We start from the raw sequence: 22979 nt of genomic DNA, 5'->3' as shown, positions 1-22979 counted from the left end.
TTTTTTTGGTTGTCTCAAAACTATAACCAGTCCCAGTTTTACTAAAGACAATTAGAAGAGTTTAACAGCGGCAAAAAAAATCTTTTAACAGTGCAGAACGTGATGGGGTGATTTTATATAATTTATTGTGAGGGAATTAGAAAAGAATTCAGGCAAATTGAGTGCCGAAAAAATTAACTTTTTTTGGAGAATATTAAATTAAATGCTTTTTAGATACTTGGGATGTGTCCTTAACTATTCCGGGCTCTCAGAATTTCGATTTGAACCTGTTGAAATTCAGTTATTTAAATATCTTTTAAAAATAGAGGGTTTGGCGAAAAATAGCTGTACATTTGCAGCCTTTAAAATTGAAGGCTAAATGACAGCTATAAGAAATATTGCGATTATCGCACACGTTGACCACGGAAAGACTACCCTGGTTGATAAAATAATGCATCACTGTGAATTGTTCCGTGATAACGAATCTACGGGTGAACTTATCCTGGATAATAATGATCTTGAAAGAGAGCGTGGGATTACCATTACTTCCAAGAACGTTTCAGTAACCTATAAGGATACCAAAATTAATATTATTGATACCCCTGGTCACGCCGATTTTGGTGGTGAGGTAGAAAGGGTTTTGAACATGGCAGATGGAGTTCTACTTTTGGTAGATGCTTTTGAAGGACCAATGCCGCAAACGCGTTTTGTACTTCAAAAAGCGATTGACCTTGGGCTTAAACCATGTGTTGTAATAAATAAAGTTGATAAAGAAAACTGTACTCCTGAAGAAGTTCATGAAAAGGTATTTGACCTTATGTTCGAACTTGGTGCCGAAGAGTGGCAGCTTGATTTCCCATCTGTTTATGGCTCTGCCAAAAATAACTGGATGAGTGATGACTGGAGAAATGAGACTAAAAATATTGAGCCATTGCTTGATATGGTGATCGAACATATCCCTTCTCCAAAAGTGGATCTTGTTGGAACTCCGCAAATGCTTATTACTTCTCTTGACTTCTCTTCTTTTACCGGACGTATTGCGATTGGTAGACTTCAGAGAGGGATCCTGAAAGAAAATCAGCAGGTTTCTCTTGTGAAACGTGATGGAAGTATCAAGAAAACAAGAATTAAAGAACTTCATACTTTCGAAGGTTTAGGCCGAAGAAAGATTGATGAAGTACAGGCAGGTGATATTTGTGCGATCGTTGGACTTGAAGGTTTTGAAATTGGTGATACCGTTGCCGATTTTGAAAATCCTGAGGGACTTAAAACTATCGCCATCGATGAGCCTACCATGAGTATGCTTTTCACAATTAACGATTCTCCTTTCTTTGGAAAAGATGGAAAATTCGTTACATCAAGACATATCAAGGAAAGACTGTATAAAGAACTTGAAAAGAACCTTGCACTTCGTGTAGAGGAGACTGATAGTGCAGATAAATTCATGGTATTTGGTAGAGGTGTACTTCACTTATCTGTTCTTATCGAAACGATGAGACGTGAAGGATACGAACTTCAAATTGGACAGCCGCAGGTAATCATCAGAGAGATTGACGGAGTTAAATGTGAGCCTATAGAAGAGCTTACTATCGATCTTCCTGAAGATGTTTCTGGGAAAGCCGTGGAAATGGTGACCATGAGAAAAGGGGAGATGTTGAGCATGGAAGCTAAAGGGGAAAGAATGAATATTCAGTTCCTTATTCCATCCCGAGGGATCATTGGATTAAGAAACCAGTTGCTTACTGCTACTGCAGGTGAAGCGATCATGGCGCACAGGTATAAAGAATACCAGCCTTTGAAAGGTGGAATTCCACAAAGACAGAATGGTTCTTTGGTTTCTATGGAAAAAGGAAAAGCAATTCCTTATTCTATCGATAAGCTTCAGGACAGAGGTAAGTTTTTCGTTGATCCGGGTGAAGATATTTATGAAGGTCAGGTTATTGGAGAAAACTCACGCCAGGATGATATGGTTGTGAATATCACTAAAACCAAGAAGCTTTCTAACGTACGTTCTTCGGGAGCAGATGACAAGGCGAAGATCGTTCCTGCTATCAAATTCTCTTTGGAAGAAGCATTGGAATATATTCAGAAAGATGAATATGTTGAAGTTACTCCAAATCACTTGAGGTTAAGAAAAGTTCTTCTTACCGAGAATGAAAGAAAGAGATCTAAAGCTATTTAATAGATTTTATATATAATTGAAAAGCCTGCCGGAAGGCGGGCTTTTTTTTGGAACATTAATAAAATTATAATGACAGAAATTTTTGGAATATCGGTTACAGAATGGATTGGCTACCTGGCTTCATTTTTCGTTCTGCTTTCTTTTTTAATGCGCAATATTGTTACACTTAGATATGTGAACAGTGTGGGATGTTTATTCTTCGTGGCATACGGAGTATTATTGGATAGCTGGCCGGTGATCATAACCAACGTAGCTATTGTATGTGTGAACGTGTATTACCTGTTCATCAATAAAAATAAGGCAGCAGAAGCCGCCTAACAACTAACCTGAATACTTATGGTGCGCTGCAATCGCGGCGCCCAGTATTCCGGAGTCATTCCTTAATTCTGCCGGAATAAGTTTTACTCGGGTGTGCAGATGTTTTTCAAATTTATTCCAGTCATTGGAAATTCCACCGCCAATTAAAATGGTGTCGGGATTCAGGATCTTCTCGATATACTGTAGAAAGACATTGAAGCGTTTTCCCCATTCCTTATAGCTTAAACCTTCTTCGGTTTTAATAGAGGAAGCAGCCCAATCTTCGATCTTTTCGAATTGTTTATAAGGGATTTGTCCCAGCTCAAAATTAGGGATAAGCTCTCCTCTTAAATAGGCGCCACTTCCCAGGCCTGTCCCTATTGTGATCATTAAAATAAAGCCGTCGAGATTTCTGCCGGCACCAAACTGTACTTCTGCAAGTCCGGCCGCATCGGCATCATTAATTACGGTGAATTTTAGTCCGGTAGTTTCTTCAAATAGGGCGTCAACATTCATGTCTACCCAGTCTTTGCTAAGATTGCCTTCGTGTTTGCAATATCCATTTTTTACAATGGTGGGAAAACCACAGCCTACCACACCTTTATAATCAAAATGTGCAACCATCTCCTTTACGGCCTTTGCGATTCCTTCGGGTTTGCGATCTGCCGGAGTGGGAATTCTATGGGTAAGGGTTTTTAGCTCCCCATTTCGCACATCAACTAAAGCTCCTTTTAAACTGGAACCGCCTATATCAATTCCTAAAATTTCCATCTCTTTATTTGAAGTGGCTACAAGTTATCAAAAATGATAATCTTCAGGAAGTTTTTTTCTGAATGTTTAACCAGGGATGAGGAGGAAATGGAAATGAATCGAGGGTTTATGAATTTGAATCGCTTTTTTTTCGGGATCGGAGTGTAATAAGCATAGCAATAATTAAGAAAATATTACTAAAAATTCGAAGATAAAATCCAGTATCAAAGTTATTTGGGTAAGCATTCCAAAGGTTGCCTATGAAAAGGATTATAGAAATGGCTAAAACTAAATAAGCAACTTTCTTACTTTTCAAATTACACCGATTTTTGAACCACTTCAAATACACGTTGCCCGTCACATTTCAATGTTTTAGACGGATATTTTAGCAGAAGGGCATAATCATGTGTAGCCATTAGGATGGTGTTTCCATTTTTGCTGATTTCCTGCAACACTTCCATTACTTCTACTGAAGTTTGCGGGTCAAGGTTTCCGGTAGGTTCATCGGCAAGAATGAGTTCAGGATCATTAAGTAATGCCCGGGCAATGGCAACACGTTGTTGTTCTCCACCAGAAAGCTGATACGGAAACTTAAATCCTTTGGTCTTCATTCCAACCTTGTCCAGAACTTCATCAATTTTACTGTCCATTGCTTTCTTGTCTTTCCAGCCTGTGGCCCTCAGTACAAAAAGCAGATTATCCTTTATATTCCTGTCTGTTAGCAATTTAAAATCCTGAAAGACCACTCCAAGCTTTCGGCGTAAATAAGGAATGTCCTTTTCTTTCAGGGTTCTAAGATTGTAGTCTACAATGTGACCTTCACCTTCAGTCAAAGGAAGATCTCCATAAAGAGTTTTCATAAAACTACTTTTCCCCGTTCCGGTTTTACCAATCAGGTAAACAAAATCACCTTTGTTTACGGTTACGTCAACTTCAGAAAGAATGAGACTTTCTCGTTGATAGATCGCAGCGTTTTTAAGTTCCAGAACAGTTTCAGGCATATGAAATGAAGGTTGATTTGGATTGTAAAATTATCTCCAAATATACATTTTTCAAAAGGCGCTCAAATACTTTTTTTCGTTAACATAATTATAGAACTTATTCGACGTTATAGAATCAAGCTTTAAATTATCTTTGAATTCCAATCTAAAACATATTAAATGACACTTAAGAAAGCCTATCTGCTGGTCGTTTTTATAATCATCTCATTTGCCGGTAATTCCCAGCAATCTGCTGTGTATACCCATGACCTGGTAAACTTTAACCGGGCCCTTGAACTTTATAATAATGAGCAATATCTCGCCGCTCAAAATTTGTTCGATGAGGTAATGGACGAAACCAGTGATGAAAAGATCAAAGGTGACGCTGCTTATTATATCGCAAATGCAGCCGTTCGCTTAAATCAACCGGGAGCCGACAGGTTAATGGAGAATTTTGTAACCAGGTATCCAACCAGTACCAAAACAAATTCTGCATACCTTGATGTAGCCGACTATTATTTCCAAACCGGGAAATATGCGTTGTCCAGAAGATGGTACGATCGTGTGGACGAAAAGGCCATGAGTAAAAAGGATCGCGAGCGTTATTATTTTAATAACGGTTATGCTTATTTCCGTGCAAATCAATTTGAAGAGGCTCAAACTTATTTGAACAGAGTTCGTGATTCTAAAGAATATGGTGCTCAGGCAAAATATTACCTTGGATATATCGCCTATGAAGGAGATAATTATGAAGAGGCCAATGAGTACTTTGAGGAGGTAAAAGGAAACGATAGATACACTGAAGATCTTTCTTACTTCCAGGCCGATATGAATTTCAAATTAGGGAATTTTGAAAAAGCCATAGAGCAGGCACTGGAACAGTTACCTAAAGCAAATAGACAGGAGATTCCACAGTTAAATAAGATCATAGGGGAAAGCTACTTTAACCTTGGAAAATATGAAGAAGCCATTCCGTATCTAAAAGGTTATAATGGCCTTCGGGGAAAATGGAATAATACAGATTATTACCAGTTAGGTTATGCTTTCTATAAACAAGGAGATTATGAAGCTGCGATCAATGAATTTAATAAGATCGTTGATGGAAAAAATGCCATTGCTCAAAATGCCTATTATCACCTGGCACAATCTTACCTTGAATCGGGCCAAAAGCAACAGGCTCTGAATGCATTCAAGAATGCCAGTGAGATGGAATTTGATGTAAAGATCCAGCAAGATGCGATGCTTAATTATGCCAAATTGAGTTATGAAATAGGGAATTCTTACGAAAGTCCTTCGCAGGTATTGATCAATTACCTTAATAAATATCCCAATACAGCTGATAAAGCCGAACTGGAAAGTTTACTTATAGATTCGTTCATTACTTCTAAGAATTATGAAGAAGCGATGAGGTTGCTGGAAAATAACCGGAATTTCAGCGACAAGCAGGCTTATCAAAAAGTAGCTTATTACTATGGTCTGGAATTATTTGAAGAAGGAGATTATTATGAAGCGATCAAGAACTTCGATAAAGCTTTAAAAGAACCAAGAGATCAAAATATTACCGCGAGAGCTACCTTCTGGAAAGCTGAAAGTGAATACAATGTAAACCGAATGGACGATGCCATCTTGGGATATCGTGAATTTAAAGGAATGAATGCGGCTCGTAATACCGAGGAATATACAGATCTTGATTATCACATTGGATATGCTTATTTCAAAAAGAATGATTATTCCCAGGCAGTAAACTATTTTAAATCTTTTGCTTCCAGTGCAGATGCTGAAGGGGCTAAGAAAAATGATGCTTTACTTAGGCTTGGTGATACTTATTATGTGACCAGCCAATACTGGCCGGCAATGGAGGCTTATCAAAAAGCTATTGACAATGGGGTAAGCAATGCCGACTATGCAGCATTTCAAAAAGCCATTAGTTATGGTTTTGTAAACCGAAATGATACTAAGATTGAAGATCTTAATTCCTTTATTAATAAATATCCGCGATCGTCATACCGAGACGATGCCATGTACGAACTTGGAAATACATACGTTTCTGCCGGAAATACTCAGGAGGCTATCCAGTCGTATAACCGATTGATTCGTGATGTGCCAGGAAGTGCTTTGGTTCCTAAAGCCATGCTTAGACAAGGGCTTATCTATTATAACGGCAATGAAGGAAATAAAGCCCTTGAAAGATTGAAAAAGGTTGTTGCCGAATTCCCTAATACCCCGGAGGCTAAACAGGCCGTGTCTACTGCAAGAAACGTATATGTAGACCTTGGTAGAACCGATGAATATGCAGCCTGGGTTAGAAATATCGATTTTGTAGAAGTAAGTGATGCAGACCTGGATAATACGACTTATGAGGCTGCCGAAAATCAATATTTAAACAACAACACTCAAAAGGCGATTGCCAATTTTGAAAAGTATATTCAGAATTTTCCAAACGGGATACATTCTATTAATGCTAATTTCTATTTGGCTCAGTTGTATTATCGCGATGGGAAAATTGAAAAATCCATCCCAAATTACAAATATGTTACTTCGAAACCTAAAAACGAGTTTAGTGAGCAGGCTTTAACAAGATTATCTCAGATCTATCTTGAAAAGAAAGATTATACTCAGGCACTTCCGTTATTAGAGAAACTGGAGAAGCAGGCAGATAATCAACAGAACGTTGTTTTTGCTCAGCAAAACCTTATGAAGTCTTATTATGAGACCGGGAATTTCAACAAGGCCAATGAGTATGCTGAAAAAGTTCTGAGTAACGGAACTGCAGATGTTCAGGCGAGAAATGATGCCCGGGTTATGGTAGCAAGAGCTGCTATAAAATCGGGTAACAACGCTAAGGCAAAATCGGCTTATAAAGAAGTTCAAAAAACTGCAACCGGGGAATTAGGAGCTGAAGCCTTGTACTATGATGCTTACTTTAAAAACAAGGATGCAAATTACGAAGCCTCTAATGCTGCCGTGCAGGTGCTGGCAAAAGATTATTCCGGGTACAAATTGTGGGGAGCAAAAGGATTGGTGTTAATGGCGAAGAATTTCTACGCTCTTGGAGATGCCTACCAGGCGACCTATATTCTGGAAAACGTAATCAAGAATTTCCAGAAATATCCCGATGTGGTTTCAGAAGCTAAAGCTGAACTATCCCGAATCAAAACTCTGGAAGCAAAGACCAATTCTTCCGTAGAAACAAATAACTAAACTTAATCTAATAGATTCTCTATATATGCGATTTAAAGCGATCAAGAAAAACCTGTTCTTAAGTATGTTCCTGCTTGGGGGTGTTTTATATGCACAAGACCCCTTGGGAAGCGAAACGGTAACGGTGGTAAAACCTTATACCCCTTCTGTAAGCGATGCCACAAAAATCAAAGCTACTCCGTCCCGAAAGGATTCGGTAAACCTGCAGAAGAAACCGGTGAAATATTCCATTTTTTCGGTTCCTGTAGCATCTACTTTTACTCCTGCTAAAGGAAGAGCAACTACTGTAGAGAGAGTGAGACCACCTAAAGTTTATGATAATTACGCTACTTTAGGATTCGGTAACTATTCCAATGTGCTCGCCGAATTTTATTCAAATCTGGAAATTGACCGCAGCAGTAATTTTGGGATTTTTCTAACTCATAACTCTTCTCAGGGTGGAATCAAAGAGGTGTATCTGGATGATAAATTCTATGATACAGAGCTTAATTTGAATTATAACACCAGAAACCGTGATCTTTCCTGGATAGCTGAGGTAGGAGCAGAACATCAGTTATTTAACTGGTATGGGCTTCCTGAATATAATATTCCTCCAAATCCGGAATCTTCAGAATTTCTGGCCAATATGGATGCAGCACAAAATTATTTTTCTGTCTATGTTGGAAGTGAGATCGAATTATATGATTCCTTTTTTGAAAGTGCAAAAGCGAAATTCAGACATTCCGGCGACTCTTATAAAACCTCTGAAAATCATTTTAATTTAGATGGATTATTTGAATTGGAGATTGCTGAAGAGTTGATCACGACCAGTATAGGCGCTGAGATCGTAAACGGTAAATTCGATCAGCGATATGATTCAGATATGGATTACAACTACACCTTTATGAACTTTAATACCAAGCCAAGTTTATTGATCCTTAGGGATGATCTTAGCATTAATTTGGGTGTAAATTTCGTGTATGGTGCAGATGTGGAGAACAGTGATGGTAGTTTTTATATTTACCCGGCAGTTTCTGCCAGTTACAGGTTAGCAGGTGATTATTTCACCGCTTATGCCGGAGTAGATGGCGATCTGGATCAAAATACATATTATGAATTTTATCAAAAAAATCCATATGTGTCTCCAACCCTGGAAATTCAACCTACAGATAGTAAGTTTAAAGGATATCTTGGAGGGAAAGGAAAGCTTAGTAATGCTGTCTCCTATAATTTAAAAGCCAGTTACCAGTCTCAGTTTAACCGTCCTCTCTATAAGAGAAATTATGATGCCATGGTCCTGGACGGTGAGCCTTATACCTACGGAAATAGTTTTGAGGTGGTTTACGATGATGTGAATACCCTGTCCTTGTATGGAGAGCTGAATGTAGATGTAAACAGAAATTTTCGCCTGGGGATCAATGCCGAAGTATTTGATTATGGAACTGAAGAAGAACCTGAACCATGGAACCTGCCGACTATGAAGGCAAGTTTAAATGCCGATTATCAAATTACCGAAAAATGGTACACCGGAGCCAATTTATTCTATGTAGGGGAAAGAATGGATGAGAACAGGTCTATAAGTTTAACCTTTAGTGATTCCATTGTAACGCTTGATAGCTATTTTGATGCAAATGCGCATTTAGGTTATAGATTCAATGATCAATTATCTGCCTTTGTAAAAGGAAGTAACCTTTTAAATAATAGTTACCAGAAATGGATGGATTATAATGTTCAGGGACTTCAGGTGCTGGGAGGTGTAACTTATAAGTTCGATTTTAAATAAGCGAACAGGAATTTAATTTTTTAATTGATCGGAGTAGAGACCACAGGTTTTTACTCCGATTTTTTTTGTGTTTAATTCAGTAACTCATTGGCAGAGCGCCCCGGAAACCCAGTGAAAAAATAAATATATCATATGTAACTATCTAAAGATCGCCAGACTCAGGTAGATAATTAGTCATGTTTCTTTACTTTAGTTCAAAATTTTAAAATATGAGAAAAGTTTTATTCCTGCTAAGTGTATTGATCCTGTTTGTTTCCTGTGATGAAGGAAAGGAAAAGGCAGATCTGTTGGTGTTTAATGGAACCGTATATACCGTAGATAAGGATTTTAATCAAACCGAAGCCTTTGCAATAAAAGACGGCAAGTTTTTGGAGACCGGATCAAAAAAAGCATTGCTGGATAAATACGAATTTAAAAATGAACTTGATGCTGAAGGGAAAGCTATCTTTCCGGGATTGATAGATGCTCATGCACATTTTTATGGCTTGGGAATGCAACAACAAAAGGTAGATCTAACCGGAACTAAAAGTTTTGAAGAGGTGGTTTCCCGAATTGTTGAATTTCAGAAAAAAAACAATGCCAAATTTATCACCGGAAGGGGATGGGACCAAAACGACTGGGAGACAAAAGAATTTCCGGTTAAAGATACTTTGGATCAACTTTTCCCGGACACTCCGGTAGCTGTAACCCGCATTGATGGTCACGCCATGCTGGTTAATCAAGCCGCCCTGGATAAAGCGAATATTACTACAGCTACAAAGTTTGATGGAGGAGATATTGAGCAGAAAGATGGCAAAATTACCGGTATTCTTATAGATAACCCAATGTCGCTTATAGGGGAGATTACGGAGCAGGCAGATCTAAAGACCCAGTCAAAAGCATTGCTAAAAGCTCAGGAAATTTGTTTTAGTTACGGTCTTACCACGGTAGATGATGCCGGAGTAGACAAGCAGGTTATCGAACTAATGGACAGTCTTCAGAAATCCGGAGAACTTAAAATTAGATTGTATGCCATGCTTAGTAATAATAAAGAGAATCTTGATCATTATTTAAACCAAGGGCCTTATAAAACTGAAAGATTAAATGTAAGTTCTGTGAAATTTTATGGTGATGGAGCTTTGGGTTCAAGAGGCGCCGCACTTAAAAAATCATATTCAGACAAGGAGAATCATTATGGAGCTTTATTATCACCTGTTACAGAATTCAAGAAAACTGCTAAACGAATAGCAGCTTCAAAATTTCAGATGAATACGCATGCCATTGGAGATTCGGCCAACTTTATGGTGCTTAAAACCTATGACGCTTTACTGGCTAATGGAAATGAAAGAAGATGGAGAGTTGAACATTCACAGGTAATAGATTCAGCAGATTTTAAATATTTCAGTGAAAACATTTTGCCTTCAGTGCAGCCAACTCATGCTACCAGTGATATGTACTGGGCAGAGGACAGGCTTGGTGAAAAAAGAATAAAAGGTGCTTATGCCTATAAAAAATTACTGGATCAAGCCGGGATTATAGCCCTGGGAACAGATTTTCCGGTAGAGCAGGTGAACCCATTCCTAACTTTTTATGCCGCTGTGGACCGTCAGGATACCGAAAATTTTCCGGAAGAAGGTTTTATGAAAGATCAGGCCTTAAGCAGGGAAGAGACTTTAAAGGGAATGACCATCTGGGCAGCTTTTTCAAATTTTGAAGAAAATGAGAAAGGAAGTATCGAACCGGGAAAATTTGCAGATTTTATTATCCTGGACAGGGATATCATGAAGGTGAATATCGATGAGGTCCCTAACACTAAAGTGATTTATACATTTGTAAACGGAGAACAGGTGTATAAGAATTAAACCAATTATCTTTGCGCTTTAAAATAAAAAAAATGAACGACGGATTATATGCTAAATTCCATACTTCTAAAGGTGAGATCCTTGTAGAACTGGAATACGAAAAAACACCCGGAACTGTTGGAAACTTTGTAGGTCTGGCAGAAGGGAAAATAGAGAATAAAGCTAAATCTCAGGGAGAAGCTTATTACGATGGATTAAAATTCCATAGAGTGATCCCGGATTTTATGATACAGGGAGGTGATCCACAGGGAACAGGTTCCGGTGGACCGGGTTACCAGTTTGATGATGAAATTCACCCGGACCTGAGACATGATGCCCCAGGGAAACTTTCTATGGCTAATGCCGGACCGGGAACAAACGGGAGTCAGTTTTTTATTACCCATGTTGAAACTCCATGGTTAGACGGGAAACATACAGTATTTGGATCTGTAGTAGAAGGTCAGGATGTGGTAGATAAAATTCAGCAGGGAGATAAAATCGAAAAACTTGAGATCGAAAGGGTTGGAAGTGAAGCTGAAAAATTTGATGCGGCAGAAGCATTCAATAACTTCACTGCTGAAAAAGCCAAAAGAGAAGAAGAACAAAAGAAACAGGCCGTGGCTGAACTTGATAAACTGGCAACAGGATTCAATAGTACAGACAGCGGACTGCGTTACCAGATCATTCAAAAGGGTGATGGAGCTCAGGCTGAAAAAGGTAAAACCGTGGCTGTACATTATAAAGGTCAACTGGCAGATGGAACCGTTTTCGATTCTTCTTATAAAAGAAACCAGCCTTTGGAATTCCCAATTGGAGTTGGACACGTGATCCAGGGATGGGATGAAGGTATTCAGTTACTTCAGGTTGGTGATAAAGCCAGACTTGTAATTCCTTCTCATTTAGGATACGGTGAAAGAGGTGCAGGTGGAGTTATTCCACCAAACGCAACCCTTATCTTCGATGTGGAACTAATGAATGTTAAATAATCTTTCATAGATATATAAAAAAAGCCCTGAGAGATCAGGGCTTTTTTTATGTTCAGTCTTTCCATTTAATATTACAACCTATACTGGGTTTTTGATCTTCAGATACTTTTCTGTTATTCAAAACCGCATCCATTGCTTCTCTTAGATCCCGGCCGTTAGGATGTAGCCCGTTACCCGGCCTGCTGTCATCAAGTTGACCGCGATAGATAAGTTTCAATTCAGCATCAAATAGAAAAAGGTCTGGAGTGCAGGCTGCTTCATATGCCTTTGCAATTTCCTGGGTCCCGTCGAATAAATAGGGAAAAGTGTACTGATTCTTTGCGGCGACTTCTTTCATCTGGTCCGGATGATCTTCAGGATATTTATCGATATCGTTACTGCTAATCGCGGCGGAACCAAAACCGAGTTGCCTGTATTCATTAGAAATTCTTACCAGCTCTTCATTTACATGTTTTACAAAAGGGCAATGGTTACAAAGAAACATGATCAAAGTTCCTCTTTCACCTCTTACATCTTCGAGAGTGGTAAGGTGTCCTGTAATAGTATCCATTAATTTAAAGTCCGGAGCCTTGGAACCAAGAGCTAACATATGTGAAGCGGTAAGAGACATCTTTTTTCTTAAAATTAATTATTAATACCGAATATTCTCTATTTTAAAACCTTTAAAAAAATAATATGGAAGAAATTAACTGGAACGATTTTGAAAAAGTGGATATGCGGGTAGGTACCATAATAAAGGCTGAAGAGTTTCCGGAAGCCCGAAAACCGGCATTTAAAATGACGATAGATTTTGGAGCGGAGATTGGAACCAGACAAACTTCAGCTCAAATAACCCGTAGATATACTTTAGAGGAGCTACCCGGAAGGCAAATTGTAGCCGTGGTAAATTTCCCGGTGAAGAGAATTGCAGGCTTTAAAAGCGAATGTCTGGTACTTGGAGCGGTAGGAGATGAAACCGATGTTGTTTTACTTTCCCCGGGCCAGAAAGTACCTAACGGATTAAAAATAGCCTGAACACTTGGATATATTGGAATCAACAAAAAACGTCCGGAGGTTCTCCGGACGTTTTTATATTGAGCTTAATAAGATGAAATTACATCTCTTTCCCAAAAAAGATCGCATTCATCAATAATTTATTGGTTCCATACCAGAATGCTCTAAAATTGGTATTATCTGTAAATAACATAACCTCTCCCTTTCCCAGGTTGCTATGTTTAAATGGTACTGTACCTGCAAGTGAATCCAGATTAGGTTTACTTATATAACCACTCAGCAGTGGAGCGCTGGTATATCTAATAGGGTTCCTGTAGCTTTGTTCATCTGCTTCCATGAAAATGGTGGTATTACGAAACATGGGCAGTTTATCATTTTCAAACCCAAAAGCGATCGGGTGGCTTCGGTCAAGCACTGCTTCAAAGATAGCTCCACCTATAACCTGAGCTCCGTTATAATCTCCACGTTCAGCAAAACTCACGTTTTTAGCGATCATTTTATTTTCCCTGGATTTAAAGTCGATGAATTCATTTTTTCGCATCCAGTTAACCGAATTCCGGTAGGCAATGATGGTTCCACCATCACGCGTCCAGTCTTTCAATTTTTTCGCGATCTCACTGTCTGGACCACCTCCCCAGGTTGCCGGTAGAATTATATCTGTATACTTGCTTAGATCTGCTCTTTCCAGTTCACTTATGTCCAGTTTGGTGATTTTCATGTCATACCGCTGATCGAATAAATGCCAGATCTCCCCGGCGTCGTAAGGAGTGATGTTCTCTCCAACTATGATCGCTACCTTTTGAGGTTCCAGACCTCTAAACTGATTACTGCCTAAATTGATGCCGGTGGTCATTCCTGTTTCAATGCCCGTGATGCCCACTCCGCTTTGTTTAGAGACCGAGATTAAGAATTTATGTAATTCAGTTTGATTTAGGGTTTGATTCTGAACCGGAATCATGATAGTTCCCTGATCGAATTTTTGCTTATTAAGGGAGAATTGTTCCATTGCAACTTTGGCCCTAAGTCCTTTTTCCAGAATCATATTAAGGGCTTTTGGAGCCATGTAATTATTCCAGTTAAGTAAATAGGCGTATTGGCTAGTTGCCGGTTCCTCAATCGCAGGATATTGAAGTTCTTCGATCTTCTTTCCTAATTTTTTAGGCTTAGATGCTTCAGTATAATTTAAATTAAAGGCCAACGGGAAGGTCCAGGCAGAAATGTCATAGAACAAACTATCCTGAAATTTTGTTCGCTTTTCAAACATAGCCTTTAATAACCTGTGCTGACGCTGATCCTTGGGAACGACATAGGCTTTCCCTTTTTTAAAGGTTTTGCCGTTTATCTGAAGGTCCTGATCAAGCTCATAAACATCAAGTTTATGCCTTTGAAGGATCTCAGCTAATTTATACGGCTTGTATACATCTGCATCACTGCCAAAAATATAGGCTTCATTTTCGAAGGAATCCCGGGAGTTTTTAAAGAAATTCTGCTGATATTTAAGTAGATCCGTACGCATTGTTTCGGCAGCTTTAAGAGTGGATAGAGCGGCCGTAAATTGATTTCTTATCGTGAAAGGGAAGGTGAGGACCCCATTTTCAGTCTCCTGAGCGTGACCTCTTGAACTGCCTTGTTCAAACAATATTCCCACACTTCCATTAATATCGGGGAAAGTAGAGCCTTTTCCATAGTAGAAGTCGTCATAGTTTTCTTCAGTATAATAAAGTGATCCAATTTCATCAAAAGCCGCAGCATGGAAACTTCCAATTTCACGGGTTAGATCCTGATTTTTTTTCGGGGTTAAAGGATGAGTCCTGGAGGGGATTCCCGGCTGAAAAAAGAAAGTTGAGTTAGATCCCATTTCATGATGATCTGTAAGGATATTAGGATACCAATCATGAAAAGTGGAGATCCTGGCCTGAGATTCCGGCAATTGTACCGGCAACCAGTCACGGTTCATGTCAAACCAATAATGATTGGTTCTTCCTCCCGGCCAAACTTCACTGTATTCCCTGTCCTGTGGATCTGGATTGATATTTTTACTTTTATTGGTGTTAGCCCAGTAAGCGAATCTTTGCAAACCGTCAGGGTTAAAAGACGGATCAAGCAAGATCACTGTGTTTTTCAATGTTTCTTCAATTTCCTTTCCTTCGGCAGCTGCCAGGTGATAAGCATATAAAAGAGCTGCGTTGGAACCACTGGCTTCATTACCATGAATCGAAAATCCCTGATTGATCACTACCGGCATATTCTCAATATTTAAACCTTCGGAATCCTTTTCTAAAAGTCTCAGGTGATTTTGCCGAATTTCCTCCAGCCTTTCCAAATTCCCGGGAGAGGAGACGGTTAGCAATACTAAAGGCCTACCTTCATAGGTGAAGCCTCTGTTTTCCATTTTTATGCGGGGAGAAACTTCGGCCAGTTTGGTCAAATATTGAATTAATCTGTCATGGCTAACATGCCATTCGCCGGGTACATAACCTAAAACATCCTGGGGAGTGGGAATGTCCTCATTGTATTTGACATCTTCAGGTAGATAGTAATCAAGCTCAACTTTGGAAATTTGAGCGGTAATAGTAAAGAAAGAGAATAGGAAAAGTGCGGAAATAATACGGCGCATACTAACTGGATTGTAAAGGATTCGAAAAAGTCTAATATAAAAAAAACCGTTCTTAAAAGAACGGTTTAAAATTTAAGGGGGCATTTTTAACTATATATCGTCAAAACTTACATCTGTAAATTTTTCCGCTGTTGGAGAAGCTGCAGTTTCTGCTTCTTCTTCATATTCCTTTTTATAATCTTTTTGATGACGTTCGCTGATCACTTCTTCACCTTTTTCATTGATGATGTAGTTTGTCATCTCTTCAAGGATCTCTCTAAATCCGTCGAAATCTTCTTTGTAAAGGTAAATCTTGTGTTTTTTGTAGTAGAAAGAACCATCTTCATTTGTGAACTTCTTGCTTTCAGTAATCGTTAGATAGTAATCATCTGCCCGGGTAGATCTTACATCAAAAAAATAAGTTCTTCTTCCCGCTCTTAAAACTTTAGAGAATATTTCCTCTTTCTCCATCATTCCCTTGTCGCTCATAAAATAGATTCTTTAGTGATTTGTTATTGTCGAGTCCAAAAATCTAAAAATTTTTAACATCTAACAAAAAATTTTCACATTTCTTTTTCATTTAGCTGTTTTGCGTACAGTTCTTTATAATAACCTTCGGTTTCCAGCAAATCATTATGAGTTCCTTCCTGTACGATCTGTCCATCTTCAAGAATCATGATCTTATCGGCATTTTTTGCTGAAGAGATCCTATGGCTTACAATGATGGAGGTTTTATTCTTCGTGATTTCGAAAAGGTTATTCAGGATTTCTTCTTCGGTTTCGGTATCAACTGCTGAAAGACAATCGTCAAAAAGCAGGATCTCGGGATCGTGAATGATCGCCCGGGCAATAGAGACACGCTGTTTTTGACCTCCGGAAAGCGTAATTCCTCTTTCTCCCAGCACCGTATCATAACCTTTGTTAAAACCGGTTATATTTTTATGAACCGAAGCATTTTTAGCGGCGGTTATGATCTCTTCCTCGGTAGCATCAGTTTTTCCAAATTTGATATTATTCCTAATACTATCGCTAAAAAGGAAGGCATCCTGAGGCACATAGCCAATACTTTCCCTTAAACTTTTTAAATTAAGGTCGTTGATCTTTCTGTTATCGATAAGTAACTCACCATTATCAATATCATAAAGTCTACCTATCAATTCCAGGATCGTGGATTTACCCGATCCGGTTTTTCCGATAATAGCCAGGGTTTCACCTTTACTAACTTTAAAAGAAACATTTTTTAAAGCAGTGATATTAGTATCGTCGTAAGTAAAGCTTACATTTTTAAATTCTATACTTCCATCAATTTTATCGGCTTCTGCTTTTGGGTTTATAATTTCCGGTTTTTCTTTAAGGAATTCATTGATCCTTTCCTGTGAAGCATCAGCCTGTTGAACCAGAGAAGTTACCCATCCAATAGAAGCCACCGGCCAGGTTAACATATTCACATACAGAATGAATTCTACAAGCACATCTATATTGGCAATTTGCCCCGAAATGATCTGTCTCCCGCCAATATAGATAACGATGATATTGCTTATTCCAATCAACAGCACCATAAGTGGAAAAAAGAAGGCCTGGACTTTTACCAGGGAGATGTTTTTGTCTCTGCTGCCATTTGAAAGTTCGGTGAAGTTTTCGTTTGTTTGAGGTTCAATTCCGTAAGATTTGATCACGGCTATCCCGCTAAAACTTTCCTGAGTAAAAGTGTTTAATTTACTTAAGTATTGCTGTACGATCGTACTTCTTTTGTGGATGGCAACACTTAATTTGTAAATAGAAAATGCCAGCACAGGTAATGGAATTACTGTGTAAAGGGTAAGTTCCGGCGCGGCCTGTATCATGAAGATTAGAACCACCACGGTAGAGGTGAAGGTGGTAACACTATACATGATAGCCGGTCCCAGATATAATCTTACTTTGGATACATCTTCACTAATCCGGTTCATTAGATCACCGGTTCTGTTCTTCTTGTAAAAATTTAAGGATAGATCCTGATAATGCTGAAATACTTCATTTTTAAGGTCATATTCCATATGCCTGGAAACCACAATAAAGGTTTGCCGCATTAAAAAAGTAAGGAAGGCCGCGATAAGCGTGGTACCTATAATCAGCATGATGTTATAGGCCAGTTCGCTTTTTACGGTTTCAATATCGGTTACCTTACCGTTGATGTATTTTTCAATGATCACAGTACTCTTTCCTATAAGCGGAATGTAGTAAATGGCAAAAATTCTGGCAGCAATGGTTATCACCAACCCACTCAGTAATTTCCATTTGTAGCGGTAAAAATACTTATTAAGATGCTGAAGGTTCTTCATTCAGAAATGTTTGGCTAAATTGCGGATTCTGTAATTTAACACGTTTTAAATCCCCGCTTTTTAAATTATTGTTATTTTTGTTCAGGATTTTTGGTAAAAATAAAAATCTGAATAATTTAAAAATCAACATTTATGCAAGTTGACGTTCTAAATGCAAAAGAACTAAAAAAGGCTGCTCCGGTATTCGGACAGGTGTCGTTCGATGAACACGAACAAATCGTTTTTTGCAACGACAAAGATACAGGATTAAAGGCAATTATTGGTATTCACAATACGGTTTTAGGACCTGCTTTGGGTGGTACCCGTATGTGGAATTATTCAAGTGAATGGGAAGCTGTAAACGATGTTTTGCGTCTTTCCAGAGGAATGACTTTTAAAAGTGCGATCACCGGATTAAATCTTGGTGGTGGTAAAGCTGTGATCATTGGTGATGCCAAAAAAGATAAGACTCCTGCTCTTATGAAGAAGTTTGGGGAATTTGTACATTCTTTAGGTGGAAAGTACATCACTGCAGAAGATGTTGGAATGGAAACTTCAGATATGGATACTGTAAGAGAGGTAACTCCTTACGTAACCGGAATTTCTGAATCTAAAGGTGGTGCCGGGAATCCTTCTCCTATTACTGCTTATGGAGTTTTTATGGGAATTAAAGCTTCGGCTAAATTCAAATATGGATCAGACGATCTTGAAGATAAAAAAGTTCTTGTACAGGGGATTGGTCACGTAGGTGAAACCCTTGTGGAATATCTTACGGGTGATGGAGCTGAAGTATTTATCAGCGATATTAATGAAGAACGTCTACAGGAAGTAAGTAAAAAATACGGTGCACATATTTTTACTGAAGCAGATATTTATGCTGCAGATGTGGATATTTACGCGCCTTGTGCTTTAGGAGCTACAATCAATGACAATACTATTGAAAGATTAAAAGTGGATATCATCGCCGGTGCTGCGAACAATCAGCTGGCAGATGAGGTATCTCACGGTGAGATCTTACAACGAAGAGGTATCGTATATGCTCCGGATTTTCTTATAAATGCCGGTGGAATTATAAACGTATATGCCGAGCTTGAAAATTATGACAAGCAGGAGATCATGCGCAAAACCGAAAATATTTATAATACTACTCTTAGAATTCTCGAAAAAGCCGCGAATGATGATATTACCACTCATTTTGCCGCTTTACAAATTGCGAAGCAAAGAATCGAGGACAGAAAAAATCAAAATTTAAATTAGTCAGTTCTAATTTATTGGTATTTTTGCAGGACGAAAGCCCAAAGCTTTCGTCCTTTCTAATTTATAAAAGTTCTTTTACAATTATGTTGACAAGAAGACATATCAGGGTTAAAGTAATGCAATCGCTATATGCTTTTAACCAAAGCCAAAATGATAACCTTGCCACAGAGGAGAAATTCCTTCTGAAGAGTATGCAGGAAATGTATGACCTGTTTCTGCTTCAGATCAGTCTCATTACAGAAATAAGAGAACACGCCGAAGTTTTTCTTGAAAAATCACAACAAAAACATCTTGCCACTACCGAGGAGAAAGATCCCAACCGCAAGTTTGTAGACAATCAAATTTTTAAGATCCTTAATGAGAACGAAAGCATTCAGAATGCTCTAGAGGCTCATAAAATCACACACTGGAAACAGGATGATGAGTATGTTGCCATTATCTGGAACGAAATTCGAAATAGTGCCCTGTACGAAGAGTACATGGAAACGCGCGAATCCAGTTTTAAGATCGACAAGGAATTTATCATTGCCATATTCAAGGAGATCATTGCACCAAATGATAAACTATATGAATATTTAGAAGACAAAAAATTAACCTGGGTGGATGATCTTCCTTTGGTTAATACCGCTCTTTTAAAATTCCTTCAGAAGTTAAAAGAATCAACGGGCAGAGAAAAGAGAATTACTCAGTTGTTCAAAAATGAAGAAGACAAGGAGTTTGCTTTGAAGCTTTTTCAGAAAACCTATTTGAACGATGACAGCCTTTCTGAAGAAATGCTTGGGAAGACCCCAAACTGGGATAAAGACAGGATTGCTGAAGTAGATATGGTTCTTATAAAAATGGCTATCTGTGAATTTTTAAAATTCAGCAGTATTCCGGTAAAAGTTACCATCAATGAATATCTGGAGATCGCCAAGGAATATAGTACACCAAAAAGTAGCATTTTTATAAATGGGGTTTTAGATAAACTTTCCAAAGAATATCAAACGGAGGAGAAATTAAATAAAACCGGCAGAGGTCTTATGTAGTAAAGATTTTTTACTATTTTTATCAATTAGTAATTAAACAAAATAACTTCACCATGAAAAAAACAATTTTAATGTTTGCAGCAGTGGGAGCCATGCTGTTCACCGGATGTAAAGATAATGCTTCTGATAAGGTTAAAGCCGAGAATGTAGAAGCTGCCGAAGATCGTGACGCTAAGGAAACGAACTATCCGGAGATCACTTTTGAAGAAAGCGAGTTTGATTTTGGTAATATCGCCAAAGGAACTAACGTAGAGCACGTGTTTAAATTCACAAATACCGGAGATGCGCCGCTTGTGATCACCAATGCTTCAAGTTCTTGTGGTTGTACAGTTCCAACTTATCCAAAGAATGAAACTATCGCTCCGGGAGAATCTGGTGAAATGCTAGTGAAATTCAATGGTTCAGGAAATGGACAGGTTACAAAAACAGTAACTGTATCTGCTAATACTGAAACCGGAAAAGAGCAAATAAAAATCAAAGCTTTTGTAGAAGCTGACGAAAACGAGAGCTAAAAGCATATATGGATCAATTAACGCAGTTTGCACCAATTATTTTAATGTTTGTGGTGGTGTATTTTTTTATGATACGCCCACAAATGAAAAAAGCGAAGCAAGAGAAAAAATTTGCTTCAGAACTTAAAAAAGGAGATCGTATAATTACCAAAAGCGGAATGCACGGGAAAATTGTCGATTTTAGTGAAAAGAATAATTCGGTGATAATAGAAACCGGAGCCGGTAAAATTACTTTTGACAAATCATCCATCTCTATGGAAATGAGTCAGAAATTAAACGAACCGGTAAAGGATAAGAAGTAATAATTATCTGATAACAATAAAAAAAAGCAGCTTGAAAAAGCTGCTTTTTTTATTTAACAATTTTTATACTTGTCGTGAAGGCCTACTCCCTTTTTTATCATAGGGATAATTTTCTCCATTCTTTTAATTTTTGTGGCTTCCCGTTTGGCTTCGCTTATATGATCTGCATATTCTCTTTGCTTTCCGGGAGTAAGTTGATCAAAACTTTCTTTAAGTTCCTTGTCTTCGTCTAAAGCCTTTTCAAATTCCGGACAGATAATGAGTTCTTTTTTAGTTACGACCTTTTTAATTTCTTTTCCCGCCTTTCCATTTTCTATGGCCTCTTTTACATAAGGGAGGATGTCATTAACACTCAGTTCATGATCAGCATCCAGTTTGATCTGTCTCATTGCCTTTGTTTTGCCTTCCTGAGCATTTACCAGCATGCTGGTATTTTTCTCCAGTAAAGCTCCTTTAAATAGCCATATCCCATAGTGATTTTTAAATGCACTTAATCCTACTACATTTTTTCCGTTAAGGGTGTAAACGGGTGCCCCCCATTTAATAGCAGGTTTTAAACCCGTACTCAGGATCATGTCATGAAGCAGCCTGAGTTCCCTATCCCATTTTGGATGGGAATCAAAGTATTCTTCAATATTCTTTACGGCCATGGGTTAGAGTTTTATTCGTATTTCTTTGCAGTTAATTCTGCAAGTTTAATAATGACTTCGGTAGCTTTTTGCATGCTTTCCACGGGAACATATTCATATTTCCCATGAAAGTTATGGCCACCGGCAAAAATATTAGGGCATGGTAATCCCATAAAGCTTAACTGCGCACCGTCTGTCCCGCCACGAATTGGTTTGATAATAGGGGTAACACCCACTTCTTCCATGGCTTTTTGAGCCAGGTCTACGATGTGCATTACCGGTTCAACCTTTTCGCGCATATTGCGATATTGATCTTTGATCTCGATTTTTATACATTCTCTTTCATACTGACTGCATATCTCACTAACCAGGTCGCGCATCATTTCCTTTCGGGCTTCAAAATGAGTGGTGTCATGATCCCTGATGATATACTCCAGTTTGGTTTCTTCTACATCTCCTTTTATACTGCTTAAATGAAAAAATCCCTGCCTGCCTTCTGTATGTTCGGGAGTTTCCAGTCTTGGTAGTGAATTGATGAAGTCCTGAGCGATATACATGCTGTTCACCATTTTGTCCTTCGCATAACCGGGATGAACACTTTTACCTTCTACAGTAATGACTGCCTGAGCAGCGTTGAAATTTTCATATTCCAATTCGCCAATCTGGCTTCCATCCATGGTATAAGCCCATTCAGCACCAAATTTCTCCACATCAAATTTATGAGCACCTCTCCCAATTTCTTCATCTGGAGTAAAGCAAATTCTTATGGTACCGTGAGGAATTTCTGGATTATCCACCAGGTATTCCATGGCAGATACAATTTCTGTTATTCCTGCTTTATCATCGGCACCAAGAAGCGTAGTACCATCTGTGATAATTATAGTTTGACCTTTATACTGAAGGAGGTCTTCAAAATATTCCGGAGAAAGGATAATGTCTTTTTCCTTATTCAGTACAATATCATTTCCATCATAATTTTCAATGATCTGAGGATTCACATTGGTTCCGGAAAAATCTGGAGTGGTATCAAAATGGGCTACAAAACCAATTACGGGAACCTGGTGAGGAATATTAGATGGGAGCGTAGCCATAACGTAGGCATGTTCGTCTATGCTAACATCCTGAAGCCCGATCTCTTTTAATTCTTCAGCGAGTTTTTTCGCTAAATCCCATTGTTTTAGGGTGCTGGGAGTAGAATTACTGGAAGGATCGCTCTGAGTATCTATTTTTATATAACTAATAAACCTGTTGGTGATTCTTTCTTTATTGATCATTATGATTATTGAATTAGAAACCCCTATAAAATATAGGTTGTTACAAATATAAATTTCGAAAATCTCTTTTTTCTTAATCTTTTTAAAATAGTGCTAAATTTTTTTCAATTGCGGTAATTCTAGCCATAGAA

Annotated in this window: 19 protein-coding genes; 11 read left to right on the top strand and 8 right to left on the bottom strand. The window is 38.3% G+C overall.

The features are described 5' to 3' along the window. The first annotated feature begins 358 nt into the window (after positions 1 to 358). Positions 359 to 2161: a translational GTPase TypA gene (typA, locus tag ACNKXV_RS02380; RefSeq protein WP_417906096.1), complete on the top strand. Its 1803-nt coding sequence runs from the start codon at positions 359 to 361 to the stop codon at positions 2159 to 2161. A gap of 69 nt (positions 2162 to 2230) precedes the next feature. Further along, a complete protein-coding gene (locus tag ACNKXV_RS02375) occupies positions 2231 to 2479 on the top strand; it encodes a uroporphyrinogen decarboxylase (RefSeq protein WP_417906095.1) in 249 nt (82 codons plus the stop codon). A gap of 3 nt (positions 2480 to 2482) precedes the next feature. Here the strand turns inward: ACNKXV_RS02375 and ppgK are convergent, their stop codons facing one another. Both ppgK and ACNKXV_RS02365 read right to left on the bottom strand, forming a co-directional pair. Beyond that, positions 2483 to 3229 carry a polyphosphate--glucose phosphotransferase gene (gene ppgK, locus ACNKXV_RS02370; RefSeq protein WP_417906094.1) on the bottom strand — a complete coding sequence of 249 codons (747 nt, stop codon included), beginning with the start codon at positions 3227 to 3229 and terminating at the stop codon, positions 2483 to 2485. Between the two features lie 296 nt (positions 3230 to 3525). Then, the gene (locus tag ACNKXV_RS02365) at positions 3526 to 4209 is read right to left on the bottom strand and encodes a cell division ATP-binding protein FtsE (protein WP_417906093.1); all 684 of its coding nucleotides are present in this window, start codon (positions 4207 to 4209) and stop codon (positions 3526 to 3528) included. A gap of 159 nt (positions 4210 to 4368) precedes the next feature. Here ACNKXV_RS02365 and ACNKXV_RS02360 point away from each other — a divergent pair, with 159 nt between their 5' ends. The 4 genes from ACNKXV_RS02360 to ACNKXV_RS02345 all read left to right on the top strand — a co-directional run bounded on the left by ACNKXV_RS02360 (position 4369) and on the right by ACNKXV_RS02345 (position 11957). Further along, complete coding sequence (locus tag ACNKXV_RS02360) at positions 4369 to 7389, top strand: tetratricopeptide repeat protein (protein WP_417906092.1); 3021 nt, start codon at positions 4369 to 4371, stop codon at positions 7387 to 7389. Positions 7390 to 7414: 25 nt separating this feature from the next. Then, the gene (locus tag ACNKXV_RS02355) at positions 7415 to 9151 is read left to right on the top strand and encodes a TonB-dependent receptor (protein ID WP_417906091.1); all 1737 of its coding nucleotides are present in this window, start codon (positions 7415 to 7417) and stop codon (positions 9149 to 9151) included. A 209-nt stretch (positions 9152 to 9360) separates the two neighbouring features. Then, positions 9361 to 10992, top strand: coding sequence for an amidohydrolase (locus ACNKXV_RS02350; protein WP_417906090.1), 1632 nt, complete (start codon positions 9361 to 9363; stop codon positions 10990 to 10992). A 32-nt stretch (positions 10993 to 11024) separates the two neighbouring features. Further along, on the top strand, positions 11025 to 11957 hold the full coding sequence (locus ACNKXV_RS02345) for a peptidylprolyl isomerase (protein WP_417906089.1): 933 nt from the start codon (positions 11025 to 11027) through the stop codon (positions 11955 to 11957). A 52-nt stretch (positions 11958 to 12009) separates the two neighbouring features. On the opposite strand, the gene ACNKXV_RS02340 is transcribed toward ACNKXV_RS02345, so the two are convergent. After that, positions 12010 to 12567 (bottom strand): thioredoxin family protein, encoded by a 558-nt coding sequence (locus tag ACNKXV_RS02340; RefSeq protein WP_417906088.1) that lies wholly within the window; start codon positions 12565 to 12567, stop codon positions 12010 to 12012. Between the two features lie 65 nt (positions 12568 to 12632). Between ACNKXV_RS02340 and ACNKXV_RS02335 the strand changes: the two genes are divergently transcribed. Further along, positions 12633 to 12971 carry a tRNA-binding protein gene (locus ACNKXV_RS02335; protein ID WP_417906087.1) on the top strand — a complete coding sequence of 113 codons (339 nt, stop codon included), beginning with the start codon at positions 12633 to 12635 and terminating at the stop codon, positions 12969 to 12971. A gap of 79 nt (positions 12972 to 13050) precedes the next feature. Here the strand turns inward: ACNKXV_RS02335 and ACNKXV_RS02330 are convergent, their stop codons facing one another. The 3 genes from ACNKXV_RS02330 to ACNKXV_RS02320 all read right to left on the bottom strand — a co-directional run bounded on the left by ACNKXV_RS02330 (position 13051) and on the right by ACNKXV_RS02320 (position 17867). After that, entirely contained in the window at positions 13051 to 15567 is a 2517-nt protein-coding gene (locus tag ACNKXV_RS02330; RefSeq protein ID WP_417906086.1) for a M14 family metallopeptidase, read from the bottom strand. Between the two features lie 90 nt (positions 15568 to 15657). Continuing rightward, the gene (locus tag ACNKXV_RS02325; RefSeq protein WP_417906085.1) at positions 15658 to 16035 is read right to left on the bottom strand and encodes a PUR family DNA/RNA-binding protein; all 378 of its coding nucleotides are present in this window, start codon (positions 16033 to 16035) and stop codon (positions 15658 to 15660) included. 74 nt (positions 16036 to 16109) lie between these two features. After that, positions 16110 to 17867, bottom strand: a complete 1758-nt coding sequence (locus tag ACNKXV_RS02320; RefSeq protein ID WP_417906084.1) for an ABC transporter ATP-binding protein — start codon at positions 17865 to 17867, stop codon at positions 16110 to 16112. 132 nt (positions 17868 to 17999) lie between these two features. On the opposite strand from ACNKXV_RS02320, the gene ACNKXV_RS02315 reads away from it, so the two are divergent. From ACNKXV_RS02315 to yajC, 4 genes are all read left to right on the top strand, one after another. Beyond that, complete coding sequence (locus ACNKXV_RS02315; RefSeq protein WP_417906083.1) at positions 18000 to 19103, top strand: Glu/Leu/Phe/Val family dehydrogenase; 1104 nt, start codon at positions 18000 to 18002, stop codon at positions 19101 to 19103. A gap of 83 nt (positions 19104 to 19186) precedes the next feature. Further along, on the top strand, positions 19187 to 20131 hold the full coding sequence (gene nusB / locus ACNKXV_RS02310) for a transcription antitermination factor NusB (RefSeq protein ID WP_417906082.1): 945 nt from the start codon (positions 19187 to 19189) through the stop codon (positions 20129 to 20131). Positions 20132 to 20184: 53 nt separating this feature from the next. Continuing rightward, a complete protein-coding gene (locus ACNKXV_RS02305; RefSeq protein WP_417906081.1) occupies positions 20185 to 20643 on the top strand; it encodes a DUF1573 domain-containing protein in 459 nt (152 codons plus the stop codon). A gap of 8 nt (positions 20644 to 20651) precedes the next feature. Continuing rightward, positions 20652 to 20945: a preprotein translocase subunit YajC gene (gene yajC / locus ACNKXV_RS02300; protein ID WP_417906080.1), complete on the top strand. Its 294-nt coding sequence runs from the start codon at positions 20652 to 20654 to the stop codon at positions 20943 to 20945. Between the two features lie 53 nt (positions 20946 to 20998). Here the strand turns inward: yajC and ACNKXV_RS02295 are convergent, their stop codons facing one another. Together ACNKXV_RS02295 and pepT are read right to left on the bottom strand one after the other, a co-directional pair. Continuing rightward, the gene (locus ACNKXV_RS02295) at positions 20999 to 21595 is read right to left on the bottom strand and encodes a YdeI/OmpD-associated family protein (protein WP_417906079.1); all 597 of its coding nucleotides are present in this window, start codon (positions 21593 to 21595) and stop codon (positions 20999 to 21001) included. Between the two features lie 11 nt (positions 21596 to 21606). Then, complete coding sequence (pepT, locus tag ACNKXV_RS02290) at positions 21607 to 22848, bottom strand: peptidase T (RefSeq protein WP_417906078.1); 1242 nt, start codon at positions 22846 to 22848, stop codon at positions 21607 to 21609. Between the last annotated feature and the right edge of the window lie 131 nt (positions 22849 to 22979).

Origin of the sequence: Christiangramia aquimixticola, from assembly GCF_048285835.1 — a bacterium.
In the GTDB taxonomy this organism is placed as follows: Bacteria; Bacteroidota; Bacteroidia; order Flavobacteriales; family Flavobacteriaceae; genus Christiangramia; species Christiangramia aquimixticola.
Note: the sequence above shows the minus strand (reverse complement) of the source record. Positions and strands in the feature narration are given on the sequence as shown.